Source organism: Pseudomonas nitroreducens (assembly GCF_010994165.1).
Taxonomy (GTDB): Bacteria; Pseudomonadota; Gammaproteobacteria; order Pseudomonadales; family Pseudomonadaceae; genus Pseudomonas; species Pseudomonas nitroreducens.
Map to the genome: position 1 here is coordinate 73,914 of NZ_WMBX01000001.1, position 19,052 is coordinate 92,965.

The window sequence follows — 19,052 nt, forward strand, 5'->3', positions numbered from 1 at the left end:
CCTGGGGAGGGGACGTTAGCCTTACAGATGTTTCTGAGATACCAAGAAATTTCCGCAGGGCTACCCACTGTTTTCCCCTCCCACTGCTTTAGGAAATCCCCTCATGCGACGCGAACCCATCGTGCTGTTCGACGACGGTAAACACCAATGCCTGTGTTTCGACGATCTGGTCAGCGGCGACGGTGTGCAATCCAACCAGTTCCTCATCGTCGACCACGACAAGCGCCTGCTGCTCGATCCGGGCGGCGACCTGACCTATACGCCGTTGTCCCTGGAACTCTCGAAACTGTTCTCGCTGCAGGACCTGGACTACATCTTCGCCTCGCACCAGGACCCGGACATCATCGCCGCGCTGGACAAGTGGCTGCTGCACACCCGCGCCAAGGTCATCTGCTCGAAGCTCTGGGCGCGCTTCCTGCCGCACCTGACGGCCAACTACCTGGCGGTCAGCCATGGCATCTCCACCTATGACCGGGTGATTCCGCTGCCGGACCGCGGCGAGTCGGTGCAACTGGGCCGCTGCCAACTGAAGATGATCCCTGCGCACTTCCTCCACTCGGTGGGCAACTTCCAGATCTACGATCCGGTCAGCAAGATCCTCTTCTCCGGCGACATGGGCGCCTCCCTGGTGGACGACGCCAGCCCGGTGCAGGATTTCGCTGCGCACGTACCGCACATGGAAGGCTTCCACCGTCGCTACATGGCGTCGAACAAGGTCGCGCGGCTCTGGGCATCGATGGTGCGCGGCATGGACATCGAGATGATCGTCCCGCAGCACGGCCGGCCCTTCGTGGGCAAGGCCATGATCGGAGCCTTCCTCGACTGGATCAGCGACCTGCAATGCGGCATGGACCTGATGGGGCCGGAGGATTACCAGGTGCCACGCTGACAGGTCCCATGCTGACCGATTGCGCCAATCGTCCTTGATTACGGCACGATCGGCGCTTAATTCGTCATCTTCACCGTGCTAGGGTGCGGGCCGACCTGATAACAAGAGGCCCGCCGATGCCCTTCACTTCCTACAGGCCAGCGCTGCGCGCACTGGCCCTGGCCACCTGCCTGCTCAGCAGCCATGCCCACGGTGCCGACACCTGGCCCGAGGCCGACTGGCCCCACGGCGCCACGCCCAGCGGCGCCGCTGTCGAAGCCTTCGAAAGCTACGCCTTCCCCAGCCGCGACGACGCGACCCGCAAGGGCGTGCGCACCGATGCGGTGGTGGTGATTCGCGACGGCCAATTGATCTACGAACGCTACGCCGGCCCGACCAGCGCGCAGACGCCGCACCTGGCCTGGTCGATGAGCAAGAGTGTGATGGCCAGCGTCCTCGGCGTGGCTTTCGGCGAGGGCAAGTTCCAGCTCGACGACCCGGTCGCCCAGCATTACCCGGCCTTCGCCGACCATCCCGATATCAGGATGCGCGACCTGCTGCACTGGGCCTCCGGCCTGGCCTGGCAAGAGGAGTACGAATACGCGCCGGTGCGCTCCTCGGTGGTGGCGATGCTCTACACCCGCGGCCGCGACGACATGGCGAAGTTCACCGCCGGCTTCCCCGCCGACGCCGAGCCGGGCAAGCGCTTCCGCTACTCCAGCGGTGACAGCAACGTGCTCTCCGCCACGCTCAAGCAGATGGTCGGCAAGGACTACGCGAACTACCCCTGGACCGCACTGTTCGAGCCGCTGGGCATCCAGTCGGCCGTCTGGGAGCGCGACGCCAGCGGCACCTTCGTCGGCTCCTCCTACGCCTACATGACCGCCCGCGACATGGCGCGCATCGGCCTGCTGATGGAGCGCGACGGGCGCTGGAAGGATCGCCAGTTGCTGCCGCAGGACTGGATGAAATTCGTTCTTGCGCCGTTCCCCGAGTACCAGCCTGATCCGAAGAAACCCAACGAAGCGGTGCCCGGTGGCCAGTGGTGGCTCAACCGCCCGGTGGCCGGCGCGCCGGTACCCTGGCCGAATGCGCCCGAAGACACCTTCGCCGCGCTCGGCCACTGGGGCCAGGCGCTCTACGTGATCCCCGAACAGAAGCTGGTGATCGTCCGCTACGCCGACGACCGCGACGGCAGCTACCAGCACGACGCCTTCCTCAAACTCGCCCAGGCGGCCTTCGCCCACGGGGAGGTGCAGCCATGATCCGCCGCCATCCGATCCTCAGCGTTCTCGTCCTTCTGATCGTCGCGCTGGCCGTGGTGATCTGGCAGAACCGCGTCCATCTCGCGGCCTTCCCCGGCATCATCGGCGCCTACACCGCCAAGGAGTACTGCTCCTGTCGCTACGTTATGGGGAACTCGGCAGACTATTGCCAGGCCTATACCAAGCAGTACGTGCCGACCAGCGGCTTCCTCGACGACGAAGCGCGCAAGCGGGTGACCGCCCGCGGCCTCGGCAGTACACAGACAGCCGCCTGGCTCGGTGCGCGCGAGGGATGCCAACTGATGCCCCAGGCGGATGATTTGCCCGAATCGGGCAACCACTGAGAACGCGATTACGATCTGCTGCGCGTCGGCAGAACGGCGTTAAAAACAGGCTCGGACTGCTCATTTACCGCTTGTAAACTGCGCATCCTCGCCTGTTTTTGCCTTGTTCTGCTCTAGCTCGCGAGATTGTAATCACGTTCTGACGGGCGCGTTCCACGGAGCGGAGCGACCCGCTTCGGAGGACGAATGCATTCTTTTGTAACAGGAGCCGTGTGCGCATTGCTGGTGCTGGCCAGCCCCCTGGCGATGGCCGAATGGCAACTGGACGGCGACACCTCGCGGATCAGCTTCGTGTCGGTCAAGCGCGGCAAGATGGCAGAAGTGCAGCGCTTCGACCGCCTTTCCGGACAGATCGACGACCAGGGCGCGGTGCGCGTGGTGGTGCCGCTGGAGTCCATCGACAGCGGCCTGGCGCTGCGCGACGAGCGCATGCGCAACTCCTTCTTCGAGATCGAGCGCTTCCCCGAGGCGATCGTCAGCAGCCAGCTGGACCTGAGCCGTTACGACGACCTGCAGGTCGGCCAGTCGCGCCAGGAAACCGTGGACTTCAACCTCGACCTGCACGGCCAGCAGCGTCGGCTGAAGTCACAGGTGCTGGTCAGCCGCCCCAGCGAGAGCCGCATCGAGGTGACGACCCTGGAGCCGCTGGTGCTCAAGCTGATCGACTTCGACCTGGAAGAGAAACTCGAGCCGCTCAAGGAAGTCGCCAACGTGCCTTCGATCACGCCCGAGGTGCCGGTGTTCGCGGTGCTGGGGTTCAGCCAGGTGATCAAGCAGGCGCCGTGATCGTTGTGGATCGGCATCTTCGTTCGTGCCGATCTTCTCTGCGATTCGCCGGCCAGGGCGGCGTTGCTCGCGAACCGCACGGCACAGCGTCAATCGAGAAAACAGCCAGCCTTAAGCCCGCGCCGCAATTGCCGGCAAGTCTGGCTGGAAGCGAAAGCCGGAGCCCACGCTGCAACTGGAAGCGCTGAGAAACACGAAGGCGAGCAGCAGGATGGTTTTCATGGCGGTCTTCCTGTCAGTCAGGATCGGGCTACCTCCAGTGTAGGTCGTGCCGCCCGGCGCGCGCCGAAGGTCACGAAACTGCCCGCTGCGAACAGCCACGCGCTGACCCCACCGTAGCCCAGCACCCAGCCGAAGCCCTGCACCAGTGCCGCCCGCGCGCTGGCCGGGGCATCGGGGCCCAACTGGCCGGCGGCGATGCTGGCGGCCTGTTGCAGCTTCTCGCTGCCGTTCACGCCGTGCAGCCCGGCAGCGACGCCCCAGAGCAGGATCAAGCCCATCACCGCGATATTGATCGCCAGGGAAATCATCCGCGCGCTCATGTCGATGCCCGAGGCCATCCCCGCGCGGGCGGCGGGCACGGCGGCGGTGGAGGTGTTGGTCACCGTGGTGTTGGTCATGCCCAGCCCGATGCCGGCCAGCACGCAGCCGGGCAGCAGGGTCAGCCAGCTGGCGTGATCCAGGGCGCTACCCCAGAGCATCAGGAAGAAGCCGGTGCCGATCACGAACATTCCGCCGGGTATCACCCAGCCGGGGTGGAAGCGGTGCGCCAGCCGCTCGGCGATGGGCGGCACCAGCAGCGTCGGCAGCGTGTACGCCAGCAACGACCAGCCGGCCTTCACGTCGCCGTAACCGAGCACGCCGTGGTAGTAGACCGGCAGGTAGATCATCAGCGGCCAGAAGCTTGCGTTCATCCCCGCCGAGCCGAACATCGCGCCGGAAAACGCGCGGATGCGCAGCACGGAGAAGTCGAACATCGGGTGGGCGACGCGGCGCTCGATCAGGACAAAGGCGGCGAGGCTGGCCAGGCTGAGCAGCAGGATCGCCAGCGCGGCCGGGCTGGCGAAACCCATGCCGGCGCCCTGGGTGATGTAGAACACGATGCCGAGCACGGCCAGTGACAGCGTGAGCATGCCGCCGATATCCAGCCGCTCGGCTTGCGGATCGCGCGACTCCAGCGCGCCGTACTGCGCCAGCGCGAGGGTCAGCAGGGCGAGCGGCCCGTGTACCAGGAACACCCACTGCCAGCTGGCCAGGGCGACGATGGCGCTGCCGATGATCGGCCCGAAGCCCAGGCCGATGCCGAACACCACGCCCCAGGCGGCGAAGGCGCGCACGCGTTCGGCCGGGTCGCTGAACTGGCTGGTCAGCACCGCCACCTGGCAGATCAGCATGACGCCGCCGGCGGCGCCTTGCAGGAAGCGCCCGGCGATCATGCTCGGCATGTCGCCCGCCAGCCCGCAGAGCAACGAGGTCAGGCCGAACAGCGCCAGGCTGATGACGAACAGGCGCTTGCGGCCGAAGCGGTCGGCCAGGGTACCGGCGGCCATCAGTACGCTGGTGACGGCGATGGTGTAGGCGTTCATCACCCATTGCAGTTCCTGGAAGTCGCCGTGCAGTACCCGCTCAAGGGCTGGCAGGCTCGCCGGTACGCTGGAGATTTCCAGGCCGAACATCATCGAGGACAGGCATACCGCGGCCAGGGCGATGAGGTTTCTGGGGTTATGGAGGGCAGTCATGAGGATGGCTCCGTGGGACGAACCACTATTCTGAAAAAGAACAGGGTTCCCCATTGGCGCCATTTGGTCCCATCATTGGGGCTCTTGAGGACTCAAAAGGGGCTGCCTGATGGATGACCGACTCGATGGCATTGCCACCTTCGTCCAGGTGGTGGATGCCGGCAGCTTCGCGCTCGCAGCGGAGCGTTTGAACCTCACGCGCTCGGCGGTCGGCAAGGCCATTGCCCGGCTGGAGGCGCGCTTGGGGGTGCGCCTGCTGCAACGCACCACGCGCAGCCAGAGCCTCACCGACGACGGCCAGGTGTTCTACGACAGCTGCGTGCGTGCGCTGGCCGAGCTGGAGGCCGCGCACACTGCGCTGGAGGGCGGTCGGATGGAGCCGCGCGGGCGCCTGCGGGTCAGCGTGCCGATCTCCTTCGGCCACCTCTGCGTGGTGCCGCTGATGCTGGAGTTGGCGCGGAAATACCCTTCGCTGAAGATCGACATGTCCTTCACCGACCGTCGCGTCGATTTGGTGGAGGAGGGTTTCGACCTTGCAGTGCGCATTGGTCCGCTGGGCGATAGTGCAACGCTCGCCGCGCGCAGACTGGGTGCGCAATACACCAGCATCGGTGCGGCGCCGTCCTACATTGCCCAGTGTGGGATGCCCGTGGGCCTGGACGATCTTGTCGGCCACGCCGCCATCAGCTATTCGGTCGCCGGTGTCACCTCGCCCTGGAGTCTGCGTGACGATGACGGCCATCGGCGTCGTATCGACATTGATCCGCAACTGAGCATGGACGACCTGCAGGCGATCGCCGCAGCCGCCGTGGCCGGATTTGGTCTGGCTCGTCTGCCTTCCTGGCTGCTGTCTCGGCATGTGAGGAGCGGCGAGCTGGTAGTCGTCAAGGGGCGTTGTAATCAGCCGCCGCAGGATATCCATGCGGTGTGGCAGAAGACCCGCTACATGCCGTCGAAGATCCGTTGCGCCATCGATGCGCTGGTGGCCGGGATTCCGGCGCTGCTGGCCGACTGAACCATTGGCGCCGGCGCCTGCCCAAAGGGCTCGCCGGTTGGCTGGTTTGCAAGCCGACGGCGGGCCGCTATCGTTGGCCGTTGGTCCATCCGTGTCCATGTAAGGGATTTCATGCGCTCGCTGTTCGCCTTCCTCTTCGCGGCCTGCTTCGCCGCTTCCGCCCAGGCTGCCTGGTACCTCGACTACGAGTCCTCGCGGCTGACCTTCGTCACCACCAAGAACGCCGATATCGCCGAGGTAAACCGCTTCCTGGTGATGCACGGCAAGGTGGAGGAGCAGGGGCAGGTGGAGCTGCGCATCGAGATGGACTCGGTGAGCAGCGGCATTCCGCTGCGCGATGAGCGCCTGCGCGACAAGCTGTTCGATACCGAGAAGTTTCCCGAGGCGCGCATCACCTCGCGCATCGACCTGCGCCCGATCACCGAACTGGCCAGCGGCGTGCAACTGGAGATGCGCCTGCCACTGCGCCTGGAGCTCAATGGCCAGGCGAAGAACTACCGCACCGACGTGCTGATCACCCGCTTGGACGAGCACCGCTTCCAGGTGGTGACCCTGCAGCCGCTGGTGATCAATGCCGCTGACTTCGGCCTCGCGCCGGGCGTGGCGCAGCTGCGCAAACTGGCCGGGCTGAAGAGTATCGGCCTGTCGGTGCCGGTGGGCGCCGTGCTGATCTTCGCCTCGCGGTGAGCGGCCCGATCTTCCCCTGGCGGACGGGCAACCGTTTCGCCCTGCTCTGCGATGGCGAGCGCTTCTTCCCGCGCATGTTCCAGGCCATCGACAGCGCCGAGCGGCAGATCGAGCTGGAACTCTACCTGGTGGAAAGCGGCAGTTGCGCCGAGGCGTTGCTCGACCGGCTGCTGGCTGCCCTGGGGCGCGGCGTGAAGGTGCGTTGCCTGTTCGACGCCTTTGGCAGCCTGAAGCTTTCCAGCGCCTGGACGCGCCAGTTGCTGGAGGCCGGCGGCGAGCTGCGCCACTACAACCCGCTGAACTGGAAAGCCGGCCTGCGCAACCTGTACCGCGACCACCGCAAGCTGTTGCTGGTAGATGAGCGCATCGCCTATGTCGGTGGCACCGGCGCCACCGACGAGTTCTGGTCCGCGCGGGAGAACCGCAGCGACTGGCACGAAGTGATGGTGGAAATGACCGGGAACATCGTCGCCGACTGGCAACGTCTGTTCGAGCGCCAGTGGAATGCGTGCCTCGGCGTGCGGGCGTGGAAGCCGCGCGAGGAAGTCCTGCTGACCCGCCTGCCGCCGATTCCCAGCTACGGCGAAGGTTTGGCGCGCGTTGCCTATGCGGATGCCGGCCAGCATCGTGACATCCTCCAGGCGCTGGTTCGTTCGCTGCGTGGTGCGCACCAGCGCGTCTGGTTGGCGACACCGTATTTTCTGCCGACCTGGAAGGTCCGTCGCGCACTGCGCAAGGCTGCACAGCGCGGTGTCGACGTGCGCCTGCTGCTCACCGGCCGGCTCACCGACCATGCGCCCGTGCGTTACGCCGGTCAGCGCTATTACCCTGGACTGTTGCGCGCCGGGGTGAAGATCTTCGAATACCAGCCGCGCTTCCTTCATCTGAAGATGGTACTGGTCGATGACTGGGTCAGCGTCGGCTCGTGCAACTTCGATCATTGGAACCTTCGGTTCAATCTGGAGGCCAATGTAGAAGCGTTCGATCCGCCATTCACCGCGGCGGTGGCCGATTGTCTGGCTGCCGACTTCGCGCAGAGCCGCGAGATCGACCTGGGTTTCTGGCGCGCGCGCCCCTGGTGGAAACGCCTGCGCGAGCGACTGTGGGGCTCGCTGGACCGACTGGTGGTGAACTTCCTCGACCGCCGCCGATGACGTCGCAGGGTTGTCTGTCGAGTAGGAGGCCGGTGTGGAAAAGATTCAAAAGGAGCGTTTCATCGGGCTGGAGTGGCTGCGCTTCCTGATGGGCCTGTACGTGGTGATCTACCACACGCTGCACAGTTACCCGGCGGAGCAGAAATTCGCCGGCCTCGATGACCTGACTGCCCTGGGCTTTTTCGCCACCAGCACCTTCTTCGTGCTCTCCGGCTTCCTGCTCTGCCACGTCTACGTCACCGACGGGCACCTGCGCGAGAGCCCGCGCAGCTTCTTCACCAAGCGCCTGTCCAACCTCTACCCGCTGCACATCTTCTCGATCCTGCTGACCATCGCCGTGCTGCTGGTGGTGAGCGGGCTGGGCATCGGCCCGGACCTGGACCAGGCGACGCCGCGCTTCGTCATCTACGACACCAACGAAGCCATCGGCCGGTTGCAGCCGGAGCTGTTCCACCACTGGATGAGCGACCGCGAACTGCTGTTCAACAGCATCCTGCAGCTGACCATGCTGCAGGCGTGGAACCCGTATTACCTGACCTTCAACGCGCCGCTCTGGTCGCTGTCGACGCTGTTCTTCTTCTACCTCTGCTTCCCCTTCGTCGCCCCGCGCCTGGCACGTTTGCAGCACAAATGGCGCTGGCTGCTGGCGCTGTGGGTGCTCTACCTGATCCCGCCGATCCTGGTGGTTGCCAGCGAGCAGTACGGCATGCCCTGGACCGGCCTGCTGCACCGCAACCCGCTGCTGCGATTGCCGGAGTTCCTCAGCGGCATCCTCGCCTACGGGCTGTTCCGCGAGTACAAGGACGCCGGCCATCTGCCCGGCCGCGGAATGCTGGTGGCGATGGGCGCGTTCGTGCTGGCCAATTTCCTGGTTGCCGATTACCTCTACACCCACGGCGCGAAGTTCTGGTACTTCCTGCTACACAACGGCCTGTTGCTGCCGGCCCAGCTGATGCTGGTGTACATGAGCGCTTTGCCGCGCGATCCGAAGAGCAGCGTGATCCGTCATTGGTCGCCGCGATTGGGCGCTGCATCGTTGTCACTGTTCGCCTTGCACGTGCCGCTGTTCACGCTGTTCTCGCGAACGGAAAAACTGATTCGTGCACCGGGGGATTGCCTCGCGGACTGGGCGTTCTGTGTCGAGTCCGCGACCCATCAGCAGTTGTCGATCTGGCTGTATCCGTTGTTCCTGCTGTTCATGGTCGCCAGTTGCGTGCTGGTGCAGGAGCGCTGCGTGGTGCCGGTGCGCAAATGGCTGGTGCGCCACCTGTTGCCGGTGCCGCCCACACCGCCAGCCCCGCGGCGACGGGTGGTTACCGAGTCGTAATCCATCGTTGGGCCGTTCGCGAGCAAGCGCGCTCCGACAGGTTGCGCTCTTCGTAGGAGCGAGCTTGCTCGCGAACCAGAAACAGCGCCGCCCTTCACCGGCTTCTGCCGACCTGCGCTGCCGGTGCTAGGTTTTCTGCAGTGCCGCCGCTGCGGCCCCTTGCGGAAGAAAGCCACCATGCCCATCGAGTTCCGTCTACTCAGCGGCGGCGCCCTTCGCCCGTTCATCGTTGATCTGGCGCGACTGCGCATCACCGTGTTCCGTGATTATCCGTACCTCTACGACGGCGGCCCGGAATACGAAGCCGGATACCTCGACAGCCATGTGCGCTCGGCCTGGAGTCTGTGCGTACTGGTGATCGATGAGGGCCGGGTAGTGGGGGCTTCGACCGGGCTGCCGCTGGTGGACGAGGCCGAGGCTCTCCAGCAACCGCTCCTCGCGCAGGGCTGGAACCCGGAACGAATCTTCTATTTCGGCGAGTCGGTGGTTCTGCCGGAGTACCGCAGCACCGCTTTCGACCTGCGTTTCTTCGAGGAGCGCGAGCGCTTTGCGCGTGGCCTGGGACGCTTCGATTGGGCGGCCTTCTGCGCTCTTCGGCGACCACCGGAGCATGCCGCGCGACCTGCCGGTTATCGCTCACCGGACGCCTTCTGGCTGCAGCGCGGCTTCACTCCGCAGCCCTCCCTGCGGATCGAATACCACTGGCGCGATATCGGAGGGCAGCGAGAGACTGCGAAATCGATGATGTTCTGGCTAAAGGAACTGAGCTGACTCGGGTTCAGTAACCGGCTTCGCGCTGGTGGCGGATCGCGAGGATGACCCGTGTTTCTCCATCGATGTGGTAGCGAGCTATGTAGCCGCTGTCACCGAAGTCGATGGGCCATTCGCGGAATTCGATCGGCAGGTCATCGATCAGTTGCCCCATCTGCGGATAGGCCCCCAGCGCCTGGGTGGCCTGGAGAATGATCTGGCCGGCACGGCGGGCGGCGGTGGGGTTGGTTTCCCGGAGGAATCGGCGCAGGCGGTCGAGGTCGCGAAGCGCCGCGGGCGCGTAGATCACTCGCATTTTGGTGCGGCTTGCTCGTCCTCATCGCCCCAGCTGTTCAGCCAGCTCTCCACCGCTTCGGCAGTGACGTGCTGGCCGGTCGCCTGGAATTCTTCCCAGGCCTGCTCGGTGTCGCGCTTGAGCTTCTCGCGCTGCTCTTCACGCACGACGTATTGGCCGATGGCTTCACGCATGATCCAGTGTGGCGAGCGCTGGCGCAGTTCGGCCAGCTCGCGGACGCGGGCGAGCATTTCCTCGTCGAGTTTGACTGAAGTGGCCATGGCGGCACCTGTGTAGTTAAAGGTAATACCGGGTAATACTTCGCTCTGGGTGCAGCAGTGTCAAACAGGTTGGGATGAGCGGGGCTCGCCCTGGCGTTTGTGTGAGCTCTTCGACCCGGACTTTCGACGGGTGGCAAGCTCACGCGCGGTGGTTATGCTCCGGGCATAACCATAAGAGGGACTTTCCATGCTCCGACTGGCCCTGTGCGCCTTTCTCCTGATGCTGGCCGGCTGCAGTTCGCCCGGCGCCTTCTTCGGCGCGGTGGATGGGCCGCCGTACAGTGCGCAGCCCGCGGATTCGCAGCAGGCTACGGTGTACCTCTACCGGCCGCAGAACCAGTGGTCCGATGAAGAACTGGAAGCGCCGGGGCTGTTCCTCAACAACGAGCTGATCGGCAGCCTGCCGAGCAACGGCTACTTCACACTGCACTTCGCCCCCGGCAGTTATCCACTACAGATGCGCCGCCCGCTGCTGGGCAGCTTCTGGACCTTCTTCGCCGGTGGCAGTCTGGACTTCACCCTGATCGCCGGCTTCACCCTGGAGGCCCGCGCCGGCGAGGTTTATTACCTGCGCTACGACGAAACCCACACGCCACCCAAATACGAGCACACCGCCGGCCAGGGCGCTGGCCCCCTGCAACTGGTGGGCAAGGAGCTGGGCTCGCGGGAAATCCCCGCCACGCGCCAGGTGCAGGAGCCGGTGAGCATCGCCGCCAGTGGCAAGGAAGTCGAAGGGCCGGGCTTCTTCGAGCGCATCGGCCTCTGACCGTGCTGTAGTAGCGGCGTATTACCCCGCCGCCAGCGTGACTGTCTAAGCTCTCCCGCATGCCCCGCCGCCACGGAGGGGCCCTGCCGGGAGGATGCCCCAGATGGCCGCGAAGAAGATCCTGATGCTGGTCGGCGACTACGCCGAAGACTACGAAACCATGGTGCCGTTCCAGGCGTTGCTGATGGTCGGGCACACCGTCCACGCCGTCTGCCCGGACAAGAAGGCCGGCCAGAGCATCCGTACCGCCATCCATGATTTCGAAGGCGACCAGACCTATAGCGAGAAGCCGGGTCACAACTTCGCCCTCAATGCCAACTTCGCCGATGTGCGCGCCGACGACTACGACGCGCTGCTGATCCCCGGCGGCCGCGCCCCGGAATACCTGCGGCTGAATGCGAAGGTGATCGAACTGGTGAAAGCCTTCGACACCGCGAAGAAGCCCATCGCCGCCGTCTGCCATGGCGCCCAGCTGCTGGCCGCTGCTGGCGTGCTCAAGGGGCGCGCGTGCAGTGCGTACCCGGCCTGTGGCCCGGAAGTCACGCTGGCCGGTGGTGAGTACGTGGACATCCCGGTGGACGCCGCCCATGTCGACGGCAACCTGGTCACCGCGCCCGCGTGGCCGGCGCACCCCGCCTGGCTGGCGAAGTTTCTCGACGTACTGGGCACCAGGATCAGCCTGTAAACTTGCCCGCTCCCGAAGCAGGAGAAGCCGTCCATGTGCGAACTCTATGTAAAGGCCGACCCGATCCTCTATGAGTCGCGCTCCCGCTCGCTGCGCATCCGTGGCGTGGTCACCACGCTGCGCCTGGAGAACCAGTTCTGGGACATCCTGCGCGAGATCGCCGAGGTGGACGGCATGACCACCAACCAGTTGATCGCCAAGCTCTATGACGAGGTGATGGACTATCGCGGGGAGGTGGTGAACTTCGCTTCCTTCCTGCGGGTGAGCTGTACGCGCTTCCTCGCCCAGCGCCGTGACAACGTCGTGGAGCTGAACCGGGTGCCGCGCAGCGCCTGAGCCCTGCTGCCGACCGTTACGGGATCGGACTCATCCGCGATCGGCCTGCCCCTGCATCGAAGCCACAGACATTCACCCATGAAAAAGCCCGGCACATGGCCGGGCTTTTTCATGGGGCGGTCATGCAGTGATCACTGCACTTCCACCGCCAGGTTCTCGGCGATCTTCTTCTGCCAGATGGCCGGGCCGGTGATGTGCACCGACTCGCCATGGGTGTCGACCGCGACGGTCACCGGCATGTCCTTCACTTCGAACTCGTAGATCGCTTCCATGCCCAGTTCGGCGAAGGCCAGGACCTTGGACTTCTTGATCGCCTGGGCGACCAGGTAGGCGGCGCCGCCCACGGCCATCAGGTAGACGGCCTTGTTGTCCTTGATCGCCTCGATGGCGATGGGGCCGCGCTCGGACTTGCCGATCATGCCCAGCAGACCGGTCTGCTCGAGGATCTGGCGGGTGAACTTGTCCATGCGGGTCGCGGTGGTCGGGCCAGCCGGGCCAACCACTTCGTCACCGACCGGATCGACCGGGCCGACGTAGTAGATGAAGCGGCCTTTCAGGTCCACCGGCAGCTCTTCGCCCTTGTTCAGCATGTCGACCATGCGCTTGTGCGCAGCGTCGCGACCGGTGAGCATCTTGCCGTTGAGCAGAATGGTCTCGCCCGGCTTCCAGCTCTGCACTTCCTCGGGGGTGATGCTGTCGAGGTTGACGCGGCGCGCGGACGGGCCGGCTTCCCAGACGATTTCCGGGTAGGCGTCCAGCGACGGCGCTTCCAGTTCGGCCGGGCCGGAGCCGTCGAGCACGAAGTGTGCGTGGCGGGTGGCGGCGCAGTTGGGGATCATGCAGACCGGCAGCGAGGCGGCGTGGGTCGGGTAGTCCATGATCTTCACGTCGAGCACGGTGGTCAGGCCGCCCAGGCCCTGGGCGCCGATGCCCAGCTGGTTGACCTTCTCGAACAGCTCGAGGCGCATTTCCTCGATCTTGTTCTGCGGGCCGCGGGTCTTCAGCTCGTGGATGTCGATCTCGTCCATCAGGACTTCCTTCGCCATCACCGCGGCCTTCTCGGCGGTACCGCCGATGCCGATGCCGAGCATGCCCGGCGGGCACCAGCCGGCGCCCATGGTCGGAACGGTCTTCAGCACCCAGTCGACGATGGAGTCGGACGGGTTGAGCATGGCCATCTTCGACTTGTTCTCGGAGCCGCCGCCCTTGGCCGCCACGTCCACTTCCACGGTGTTGCCGGGGACGATGGAGTAGTGGATCACCGCCGGGGTGTTGTCCTTGGTGTTCTTCCGGCTACCTGCCGGGTCGGCCAGGATGGAGGCGCGCAGGACGTTCTCCGGCAGGTTGTAGGCGCGACGCACGCCTTCGTTGATCATGTCGTCGACGCTCATGGTGGCGCCGGCCCAGCTCACGTCCATGCCCACGCGGACGAACACGGTGACGATACCGGTGTCCTGGCAGATCGGGCGATGACCGGTGGCGCACATGCGCGAGTTGATCAGGATCTGCGCCATCGAGTCCCGGGCGGCCGGCGATTCTTCGCGCAGGTAGGCCTCATGCATGGCCTGGATGAAATCAACCGGGTGGTAGTAGGAGATGAACTGCAGGGCATCGGCGACGCTCTGGATCAGGTCGTCTTGCTTGATCACGGCCATGGAGCACGGTCCTCTTCAGGCGGGTAGTACAGGCATGGGGCCTGTTACATCGGGAATTCGCCGACACGGCTGCGGCGAAAAAAGGCGCCGTAGTATACCGCCGCGGCCGCTCGCCGCGCACCCGCCAGCGATCCGACCTTGGTCCCAGATGGACTCTGAACCTTGCCAGGGCCGCCCACATTCCGATCGGCTAGGCACTGGGGCGCTTTGATAGTAGAGTGAGGGCAAGGTGCCATTACGGGACGGAGCCCCATGAGCACGCTGAAACCACCTCTGAAGCAGCACGCCTTACAAAAACTACTCATCAGGCGATTCGGCATGGCCCTCGGGACCTATGCCCTGGCGCTGCTGTTGTTGTGGTTGGCGGTGTTCGGCGAGTTCTATCGCGCGCCCGTCAGCTTCGCCCTGACCTGCACCCTGCTGGTCGCCGGCAGTCAGCTGGTGTTCGGCTGGCTATTCCTCACCGGGCGCAACCAGCGCTTCACCGACCCGAGCATGACCGAGCCGCAGGTCTTGGTGGCGGTGGTCTGGAACACCCTGTTCCTGGCCAACGTGGATACCGCGCGCGGCACGCTGATGGTGCTCTACGTGCTGATCCTGCTGTTCGGTGTCTTCCAGTTGCAGCCCAGGGTGTTCGCCCGCTGTGCGGCGCTGGCCTTCATCGCCTTTGCCGGGCTCAACCTCCACGAAGCCTTCCAGCAACGCCTGCAACTGCCGGCCCAGGCCGTGTTGCAGTTGCTGGTGCTGTTTATCGTGCTGACCTGGCTGAGCCTGTTCGCTGGCTATGTGCAGTCGCTGCGCCAACGCATGCGTCAGCGCCGCTATGCGCTGCAGGCGCACCAGGACACGTTGCGCGGCATGATGCGCCAGCTCGAAGACCTGGTCGCTACCGACGAACTCACCGGTCTGTTCAACCGCCGGCATTTTCTCCGTCTGGCCGGCCGTGCGCTGGAAGAAATGCGCGAAGGCCAGCGCCACGGCCTGGCGCTGATCGACCTCGATCACTTCAAGCGCATCAATGACGTTCACGGCCACGCCGCCGGCGACCGCGTGCTGCAGACCTTCGCCGCCGTGGCGCGGGCCTGCCTGCGCGAGGGTGATGTGCTGGCACGCTACGGCGGCGAGGAATTCGTCCTGCTGCTGCCCAACGCCGATGCCGACCGCCTGACCACCTGCTGTGAACGCCTGCGGATGGCCTATGCCGCGGCAGAGCCGGTGGGCGTGAACATCGAAAGCCTGAGCCTTTCCGCGGGCATGACCCTGCTCGATGCCAACGACGATCTAGACGAAGCCTTGCAACGGGCCGACCAGGCGCTCTACCGTGCGAAACGCAGCGGACGCAACCGCTGCGATGCCGCATGGGAGTGGACGCGTGCCTGAGATACAGGCCGGATCGCAACGCTTTTCGGTCAGCCCCGGAACCAACCTGCTCGATGCCCTGCGCGGGGCCGGCATCGCTGTGCCCTACAGTTGCCGGGCCGGCAGTTGCCATGCCTGCCTGGTACGTTGCACGCAGGGCGAAGTCCTCGATGCCCTGCCCGACGCCCTTGATGCAGCACGGCGAGACCAGGGCTGGCGGTTGTCCTGCCAGTGCCGGGTGGTCGGCGACATTGCGGTGGAAACCTTCGACCCGCAACGTGACGGCCTGCCCGCCACGGTCGCCGAACTGGACTGGCCAGCCCCCGACGTGCTGCGCCTGCGCCTGGCCCCGCAACGCCCGCTGCGCTACGGCGCTGGGCAGCACCTGATTCTCTGGAGTGCCGACGGCATTGCGCGGCCGTACTCGCTGGCCAGCGTACCGGGGCTCGATCCCTGGCTGGAGTTCCACATCGACTGTCGCGAGCGCGGTGCCTTCGCCGATTTCGCCCGTGAGCTGAAGATCGGTGACGCTGTGCGCCTGGGCGAACTGCGCGGAGGCGCACTGCACTACGACCCGGAATGGCACGAGCGGCCGCTGCTGCTGATGGCCTCCGGCACCGGCCTGGCACCGCTCTGGGGCGTCCTGCGTGAAGCGCTGCGGCAGCATCACAGCGGGCCGATCCGCGTCATTCACCAGGCCCATGATCGTGCTGGCCACTACCTCGCCCAACCCCTGCAAACCCTGGCCGCCAGCCACCCGGAGCTGGAGGTCACGCTGATGACCACGGCCGAGTCGACCGAGGTTTTGGCGCAACTCCGGCTTGTTTCGCGGCGAACCCTCGCCTTACTCTGCGGCCATCCCGCCAGCGTCGATGCCTTCGCCCGCCGCCTCTATCTCTGCGGCGTGCCCCGTGGCCAGACCCTGGCCGACCTGTTCCTGCCCCACGCCTGAACCGGTCGCTCCACTCAAAAACAACAAGGACTTGCCATGAGCGAACAGATTCTCGTCGAGCGCGAAGAGGGCCTGCTGACCCTGCGCCTGAACCGTCCGGACAAGATGAACGCGCTGACCCGCACCATGTATGCGGGGCTCGCCGATGCCCTGGAAGCGGCACAGGAGGATCGTTCGGTGCGCGTGGTGCTGATCACCGGTAACGCCGAGTGCTTCACCAGCGGCAACGATATCGTCGACTTCCTCCAGGAACCGCCCAGCGGCCCGGACAGCGCGGTGTTCCGCTTCATGCGCGCGCTGATGGAGTTCACCAAACCGGTGGTCGCTGCCGTCGCTGGCCCGGCCGTGGGCATCGGCACGACGCTGCTGCTGCATTGCGACCAGGTGTTCATCGCCAAGGGCGCCAAGCTGAAGATGCCCTTCGTCAACCTCGGCCTTTGCCCGGAGTTCGGTTCCAGCTTCCTGGTGCCGCGCCTGGTCGGCCCGGTGAAGGCTTCCAGCCTGTTGCTGCGCGGTGAAGGTTTTACCGGCGAGCAGGCCGTGGCCTACGGCATCGCCAATGAGGCACTGGACGATGGCGCGGCTGCGTTGGAGCGTGCCCGCGAGGTCTGCCAGGCCTTCCAGCAACTGCCGCCGGCCGCCGTGGCGCTGAGCAAGCGCCTGCTGAAAGCGCCCTTCATCGAAGAGCTGCGCCGCGTCGTGGCGGAGGAGGGCCAGCATTTCGTGCAGCGCCTGCATTCGCCAGAAGCCCACGAGGCGCTGAGCGCCTTCACCCAGCGGCGCCAGCCGGATTTCTCGAAGTTCCTGTAAGCGCTGCCTGTCGGCGTACAGATTGGCATCGGTGCCGTTGGGCAGGATGTTCGCGAGCAAGCTCGCTCCTACAGGGAGCACCAACCGGATTCTCTGGTGGCGCAGGAGCGCGCTGGTCTGCATCGCCAGGAAAGTTTGCCCACACAATCTGTGGAACGCGTTGTGGATAAGCTCTGGGGCAACCTGCAGAACCCACGCCGCGCATGGCCTGCAGGGGATTGAGCGGTATTTGAGCGATGCCGTGCAGGTTGCCCACAGTGGATGTGGAAGGCGTTGTGGATAAGCTCTGATGCAACCGCTGCAAGCCAGGCGCCATAGGCCTTGGCGCGGATTGGACAGGAATTGAGCAGCACGAGCTTTTGCTCTTCGTAGGACCGAGGGGCACGCCCAGTGCTTGCTCGCGAACAAGCCCCTGCTGCGATCCTGGTTCGCGGGCAAACTCGCTCCAACAAGGTCCCTGCAACGGAAATGAAAAGGCCGCCCCGAGGGCGGCCTTTTTGTTGCTGACGCAGGATCAGACCAGCAGGTCGCCCACGTGCAGCACCTTCATGGTGTTGGTGCCGCCCTGGGCGGTGTAGCTGTCGCCCTTGGTCAGGATCACCCAGTCACCCTTGGTCACTACGCCACGCTGCAGCAGCGCGTCGACGGCTTCCTGGCTGACGCGCTCCGGCGGCAGGGCGGCCGGGTCGAACGGGATGGTTTCCACGCCACGGAACAGCGCCACGCGAGCCTGGGTTTCGCGGTGCGGGGAGTAGGCAAAGATCGGTACCGAGGAGCGGATGCGCGACATGATCAGCGGGGTGTAGCCGCTTTCGGTCAGGCAGATGATCGCCTTGATGCCCGGGAAGTGGTTGGCGGTGTACATGGCCGCCAGGGCGATGCTTTCGTCGCAGCGCTCGAAGGTCTGGCCGATGCGGTGGCTGGACTTCTTGGTGGTCGGGTGCTTCTCGGCGCCGGCACAGATGCGTGCCATGGCCTTGACCGCTTCCACCGGGTACTCGCCGGCGGCGGATTCGGCGGAGAGCATCACGGCGTCGGTATAGTCGAGCACGGCGTTGGCCACGTCGGAGACTTCCGCGCGGGTCGGCATCGGGTTGTGGATCATCGACTCCATCATCTGGGTCGCGGTGATCACCGCCTTGTTGTAGCGGCGGGCGTGCAGAATGATCTTCTTCTGGATGCCCACCAGCTCGGCGTCGCCGATTTCCACGCCGAGGTCGCCACGGGCCACCATCACCGCGTCGCTGGCGCGGATCAGGCCGTCCAGGGCTTCGTCGTCGGCGACGGCTTCGGCGCGCTCGATCTTGGCCACCAGCCAGGCGGTGCCACCGGCTTCGGTGAGCAGGCGGCGGGCGTATTCCATGTCCTTGGCGTCACGCGGGAAGGACACGGCGACGTAGTCCAGGTCCATGCTCGCGGCCAGCTTGATATCGGCCTTGTCCTTTTCGGTCAGGGCCGGCGCGGTGAGGCCGCCGCCACGACGGTTGATGCCCTTGTGGTCCGACAGCGGGCCGCCGATCAGGACTTCGCAGACCAGTTCGTCTGCCTTCACTTCCTTCACCACCATGACCACGCGGCCGTCGTCCAGCAGCAGCTCATCGCCGATGCCGCAGTCCTTGACCAGGTCCGGGTAGTCGATGCCCACGACCTGCTGGTTGCCGTCGGTGCGCGGGTGGCTGGTGGAGAAGCGGAAGGTGTCGCCGACCGCCAGTTCGATGCGCTTGTTGGCGAACTTGGCAATGCGGATCTTCGGACCCTGCAGGTCGCCCAGCAGCGCCACGAAGCGGCCGTGCTTGGCGGCGATATCGCGTACCAGCTGGGCGCGGGCGCGGTGTTCGTCGGGAGTTCCGTGGGAGAAGTTCAGGCGGGCGACGTCGATCCCGGCGAGGATCAGCTGTTCCAGGACTTCGGGGGAATTGCTGGCTGGGCCGAGGGTGGCGACGATCTTGGTGCGGCGAAGGGACATGCGGGACTCCTA

Annotated in this window: 20 protein-coding genes; 15 read left to right on the forward strand and 5 right to left on the reverse strand. The window is 65.4% G+C overall.

The window, feature by feature from the left end:
- The first annotated feature begins 103 nt into the window (after positions 1-103).
- From GJV37_RS00350 to GJV37_RS00365, 4 genes are all read left to right on the forward strand, one after another.
- On the forward strand, positions 104-889 hold the full coding sequence (locus GJV37_RS00350; RefSeq protein ID WP_024762609.1) for an oxygen-binding di-iron domain-containing protein: 786 nt from the start codon (positions 104-106) through the stop codon (positions 887-889).
- Between the two features lie 116 nt (positions 890-1,005).
- Positions 1,006-2,133, forward strand: coding sequence for a serine hydrolase domain-containing protein (locus GJV37_RS00355; RefSeq protein WP_193452068.1), 1,128 nt, complete (start codon positions 1,006-1,008; stop codon positions 2,131-2,133).
- The gene (locus GJV37_RS00360; protein WP_170859785.1) at positions 2,130-2,477 is read left to right on the forward strand and encodes an amidase; all 348 of its coding nucleotides are present in this window, start codon (positions 2,130-2,132) and stop codon (positions 2,475-2,477) included. The genes GJV37_RS00355 and GJV37_RS00360 overlap by 4 nt, the downstream gene beginning before the upstream one ends.
- A gap of 186 nt (positions 2,478-2,663) precedes the next feature.
- The gene (locus tag GJV37_RS00365; RefSeq protein ID WP_054908596.1) at positions 2,664-3,263 is read left to right on the forward strand and encodes a YceI family protein; all 600 of its coding nucleotides are present in this window, start codon (positions 2,664-2,666) and stop codon (positions 3,261-3,263) included.
- A 239-nt stretch (positions 3,264-3,502) separates the two neighbouring features.
- Here the strand turns inward: GJV37_RS00365 and GJV37_RS00370 are convergent, their stop codons facing one another.
- Positions 3,503-5,002 carry an MFS transporter gene (locus GJV37_RS00370; protein ID WP_193452069.1) on the reverse strand — a complete coding sequence of 500 codons (1,500 nt, stop codon included), beginning with the start codon at positions 5,000-5,002 and terminating at the stop codon, positions 3,503-3,505.
- A 109-nt stretch (positions 5,003-5,111) separates the two neighbouring features.
- On the opposite strand from GJV37_RS00370, the gene GJV37_RS00375 reads away from it, so the two are divergent.
- The 5 genes from GJV37_RS00375 to GJV37_RS00395 all read left to right on the forward strand — a co-directional run bounded on the left by GJV37_RS00375 (position 5,112) and on the right by GJV37_RS00395 (position 9,956).
- Entirely contained in the window at positions 5,112-6,017 is a 906-nt protein-coding gene (locus tag GJV37_RS00375; RefSeq protein ID WP_170859783.1) for a LysR family transcriptional regulator, read from the forward strand.
- Between the two features lie 111 nt (positions 6,018-6,128).
- Complete coding sequence (locus GJV37_RS00380) at positions 6,129-6,704, forward strand: YceI family protein (protein WP_024762615.1); 576 nt, start codon at positions 6,129-6,131, stop codon at positions 6,702-6,704.
- Positions 6,701-7,858, forward strand: a complete 1,158-nt coding sequence (locus GJV37_RS00385; protein WP_024762616.1) for a phospholipase D-like domain-containing protein — start codon at positions 6,701-6,703, stop codon at positions 7,856-7,858. The genes GJV37_RS00380 and GJV37_RS00385 overlap by 4 nt, the downstream gene beginning before the upstream one ends.
- A 34-nt stretch (positions 7,859-7,892) precedes the next feature.
- On the forward strand, positions 7,893-9,185 hold the full coding sequence (locus tag GJV37_RS00390; RefSeq protein WP_084358732.1) for an acyltransferase family protein: 1,293 nt from the start codon (positions 7,893-7,895) through the stop codon (positions 9,183-9,185).
- Positions 9,186-9,368: 183 nt separating this feature from the next.
- Positions 9,369-9,956, forward strand: coding sequence for a GNAT family acetyltransferase (locus tag GJV37_RS00395; RefSeq protein WP_193452300.1), 588 nt, complete (start codon positions 9,369-9,371; stop codon positions 9,954-9,956).
- 7 nt (positions 9,957-9,963) lie between these two features.
- On the opposite strand, the gene GJV37_RS00400 is transcribed toward GJV37_RS00395, so the two are convergent.
- Positions 9,964-10,251 carry a type II toxin-antitoxin system RelE/ParE family toxin gene (locus GJV37_RS00400; RefSeq protein ID WP_193452070.1) on the reverse strand — a complete coding sequence of 96 codons (288 nt, stop codon included), beginning with the start codon at positions 10,249-10,251 and terminating at the stop codon, positions 9,964-9,966.
- Positions 10,242-10,511, reverse strand: coding sequence for a CopG family ribbon-helix-helix protein (locus GJV37_RS00405; protein ID WP_024762620.1), 270 nt, complete (start codon positions 10,509-10,511; stop codon positions 10,242-10,244). Before GJV37_RS00405 ends, GJV37_RS00400 begins: the two co-directional genes overlap by 10 nt.
- A gap of 187 nt (positions 10,512-10,698) precedes the next feature.
- On the opposite strand from GJV37_RS00405, the gene GJV37_RS00410 reads away from it, so the two are divergent.
- The 3 genes from GJV37_RS00410 (at position 10,699) to GJV37_RS00420 (ending at position 12,298) form a co-directional block, all read left to right on the forward strand.
- A complete protein-coding gene (locus tag GJV37_RS00410) occupies positions 10,699-11,277 on the forward strand; it encodes a DUF2846 domain-containing protein (protein WP_037014955.1) in 579 nt (192 codons plus the stop codon).
- A 103-nt stretch (positions 11,278-11,380) separates the two neighbouring features.
- A complete protein-coding gene (locus tag GJV37_RS00415; protein WP_065084442.1) occupies positions 11,381-11,962 on the forward strand; it encodes a DJ-1/PfpI family protein in 582 nt (193 codons plus the stop codon).
- A 33-nt stretch (positions 11,963-11,995) separates the two neighbouring features.
- Positions 11,996-12,298: a ribbon-helix-helix domain-containing protein gene (locus tag GJV37_RS00420; RefSeq protein ID WP_017519692.1), complete on the forward strand. Its 303-nt coding sequence runs from the start codon at positions 11,996-11,998 to the stop codon at positions 12,296-12,298.
- Positions 12,299-12,429: 131 nt separating this feature from the next.
- On the opposite strand, the gene GJV37_RS00425 is transcribed toward GJV37_RS00420, so the two are convergent.
- Positions 12,430-13,953, reverse strand: a complete 1,524-nt coding sequence (locus GJV37_RS00425; RefSeq protein WP_193452071.1) for a fumarate hydratase — start codon at positions 13,951-13,953, stop codon at positions 12,430-12,432.
- A 252-nt stretch (positions 13,954-14,205) separates the two neighbouring features.
- Here GJV37_RS00425 and GJV37_RS00430 point away from each other — a divergent pair, with 252 nt between their 5' ends.
- Genes GJV37_RS00430 through GJV37_RS00440 form a run of 3 tightly spaced genes read left to right on the forward strand, consistent with a single transcriptional unit; the run spans position 14,206 to position 17,074 of the window.
- Positions 14,206-15,333 carry a GGDEF domain-containing protein gene (locus GJV37_RS00430; RefSeq protein WP_024762624.1) on the forward strand — a complete coding sequence of 376 codons (1,128 nt, stop codon included), beginning with the start codon at positions 14,206-14,208 and terminating at the stop codon, positions 15,331-15,333.
- Positions 15,326-16,264, forward strand: a complete 939-nt coding sequence (locus GJV37_RS00435) for an iron-sulfur-binding ferredoxin reductase (RefSeq protein WP_084358730.1) — start codon at positions 15,326-15,328, stop codon at positions 16,262-16,264. The genes GJV37_RS00430 and GJV37_RS00435 overlap by 8 nt, the downstream gene beginning before the upstream one ends.
- Before the next feature lie 36 nt (positions 16,265-16,300).
- Complete coding sequence (locus GJV37_RS00440) at positions 16,301-17,074, forward strand: enoyl-CoA hydratase-related protein (protein ID WP_045211038.1); 774 nt, start codon at positions 16,301-16,303, stop codon at positions 17,072-17,074.
- Between the two features lie 514 nt (positions 17,075-17,588).
- Here the strand turns inward: GJV37_RS00440 and pyk are convergent.
- On the reverse strand, positions 17,589-19,040 hold the full coding sequence (gene pyk / locus GJV37_RS00445; RefSeq protein WP_024762627.1) for a pyruvate kinase: 1,452 nt from the start codon (positions 19,038-19,040) through the stop codon (positions 17,589-17,591).
- Positions 19,041-19,052: the final 12 nt, after the last annotated feature.

What these genes read in the sequence shown, in the direction of transcription:
- GJV37_RS00350 (WP_024762609.1), top strand. Translation starts at nt 104, where the DNA reads ATGCGACGCGAACCCATCGTGCTGTTCGACGACGGTAAACACCAATGC.
- GJV37_RS00355 (WP_193452068.1), top strand. Translation starts at nt 1,006, where the DNA reads ATGCCCTTCACTTCCTACAGGCCAGCGCTGCGCGCACTGGCCCTGGCC.
- GJV37_RS00360 (WP_170859785.1), top strand. Translation starts at nt 2,130, where the DNA reads ATGATCCGCCGCCATCCGATCCTCAGCGTTCTCGTCCTTCTGATCGTC.
- GJV37_RS00365 (WP_054908596.1), top strand. Translation starts at nt 2,664, where the DNA reads ATGCATTCTTTTGTAACAGGAGCCGTGTGCGCATTGCTGGTGCTGGCC.
- GJV37_RS00370 (WP_193452069.1), bottom strand. Translation starts at nt 5,002, where the DNA reads ATGACTGCCCTCCATAACCCCAGAAACCTCATCGCCCTGGCCGCGGTA.
- GJV37_RS00375 (WP_170859783.1), top strand. Translation starts at nt 5,112, where the DNA reads ATGGATGACCGACTCGATGGCATTGCCACCTTCGTCCAGGTGGTGGAT.
- GJV37_RS00380 (WP_024762615.1), top strand. Translation starts at nt 6,129, where the DNA reads ATGCGCTCGCTGTTCGCCTTCCTCTTCGCGGCCTGCTTCGCCGCTTCC.
- GJV37_RS00400 (WP_193452070.1), bottom strand. Translation starts at nt 10,251, where the DNA reads ATGCGAGTGATCTACGCGCCCGCGGCGCTTCGCGACCTCGACCGCCTG.
- GJV37_RS00405 (WP_024762620.1), bottom strand. Translation starts at nt 10,511, where the DNA reads ATGGCCACTTCAGTCAAACTCGACGAGGAAATGCTCGCCCGCGTCCGC.
- GJV37_RS00410 (WP_037014955.1), top strand. Translation starts at nt 10,699, where the DNA reads ATGCTCCGACTGGCCCTGTGCGCCTTTCTCCTGATGCTGGCCGGCTGC.
- GJV37_RS00415 (WP_065084442.1), top strand. Translation starts at nt 11,381, where the DNA reads ATGGCCGCGAAGAAGATCCTGATGCTGGTCGGCGACTACGCCGAAGAC.
- GJV37_RS00420 (WP_017519692.1), top strand. Translation starts at nt 11,996, where the DNA reads ATGTGCGAACTCTATGTAAAGGCCGACCCGATCCTCTATGAGTCGCGC.
- GJV37_RS00425 (WP_193452071.1), bottom strand. Translation starts at nt 13,953, where the DNA reads ATGGCCGTGATCAAGCAAGACGACCTGATCCAGAGCGTCGCCGATGCC.
- GJV37_RS00430 (WP_024762624.1), top strand. Translation starts at nt 14,206, where the DNA reads ATGAGCACGCTGAAACCACCTCTGAAGCAGCACGCCTTACAAAAACTA.
- GJV37_RS00440 (WP_045211038.1), top strand. Translation starts at nt 16,301, where the DNA reads ATGAGCGAACAGATTCTCGTCGAGCGCGAAGAGGGCCTGCTGACCCTG.
- pyk (WP_024762627.1), bottom strand. Translation starts at nt 19,040, where the DNA reads ATGTCCCTTCGCCGCACCAAGATCGTCGCCACCCTCGGCCCAGCCAGC.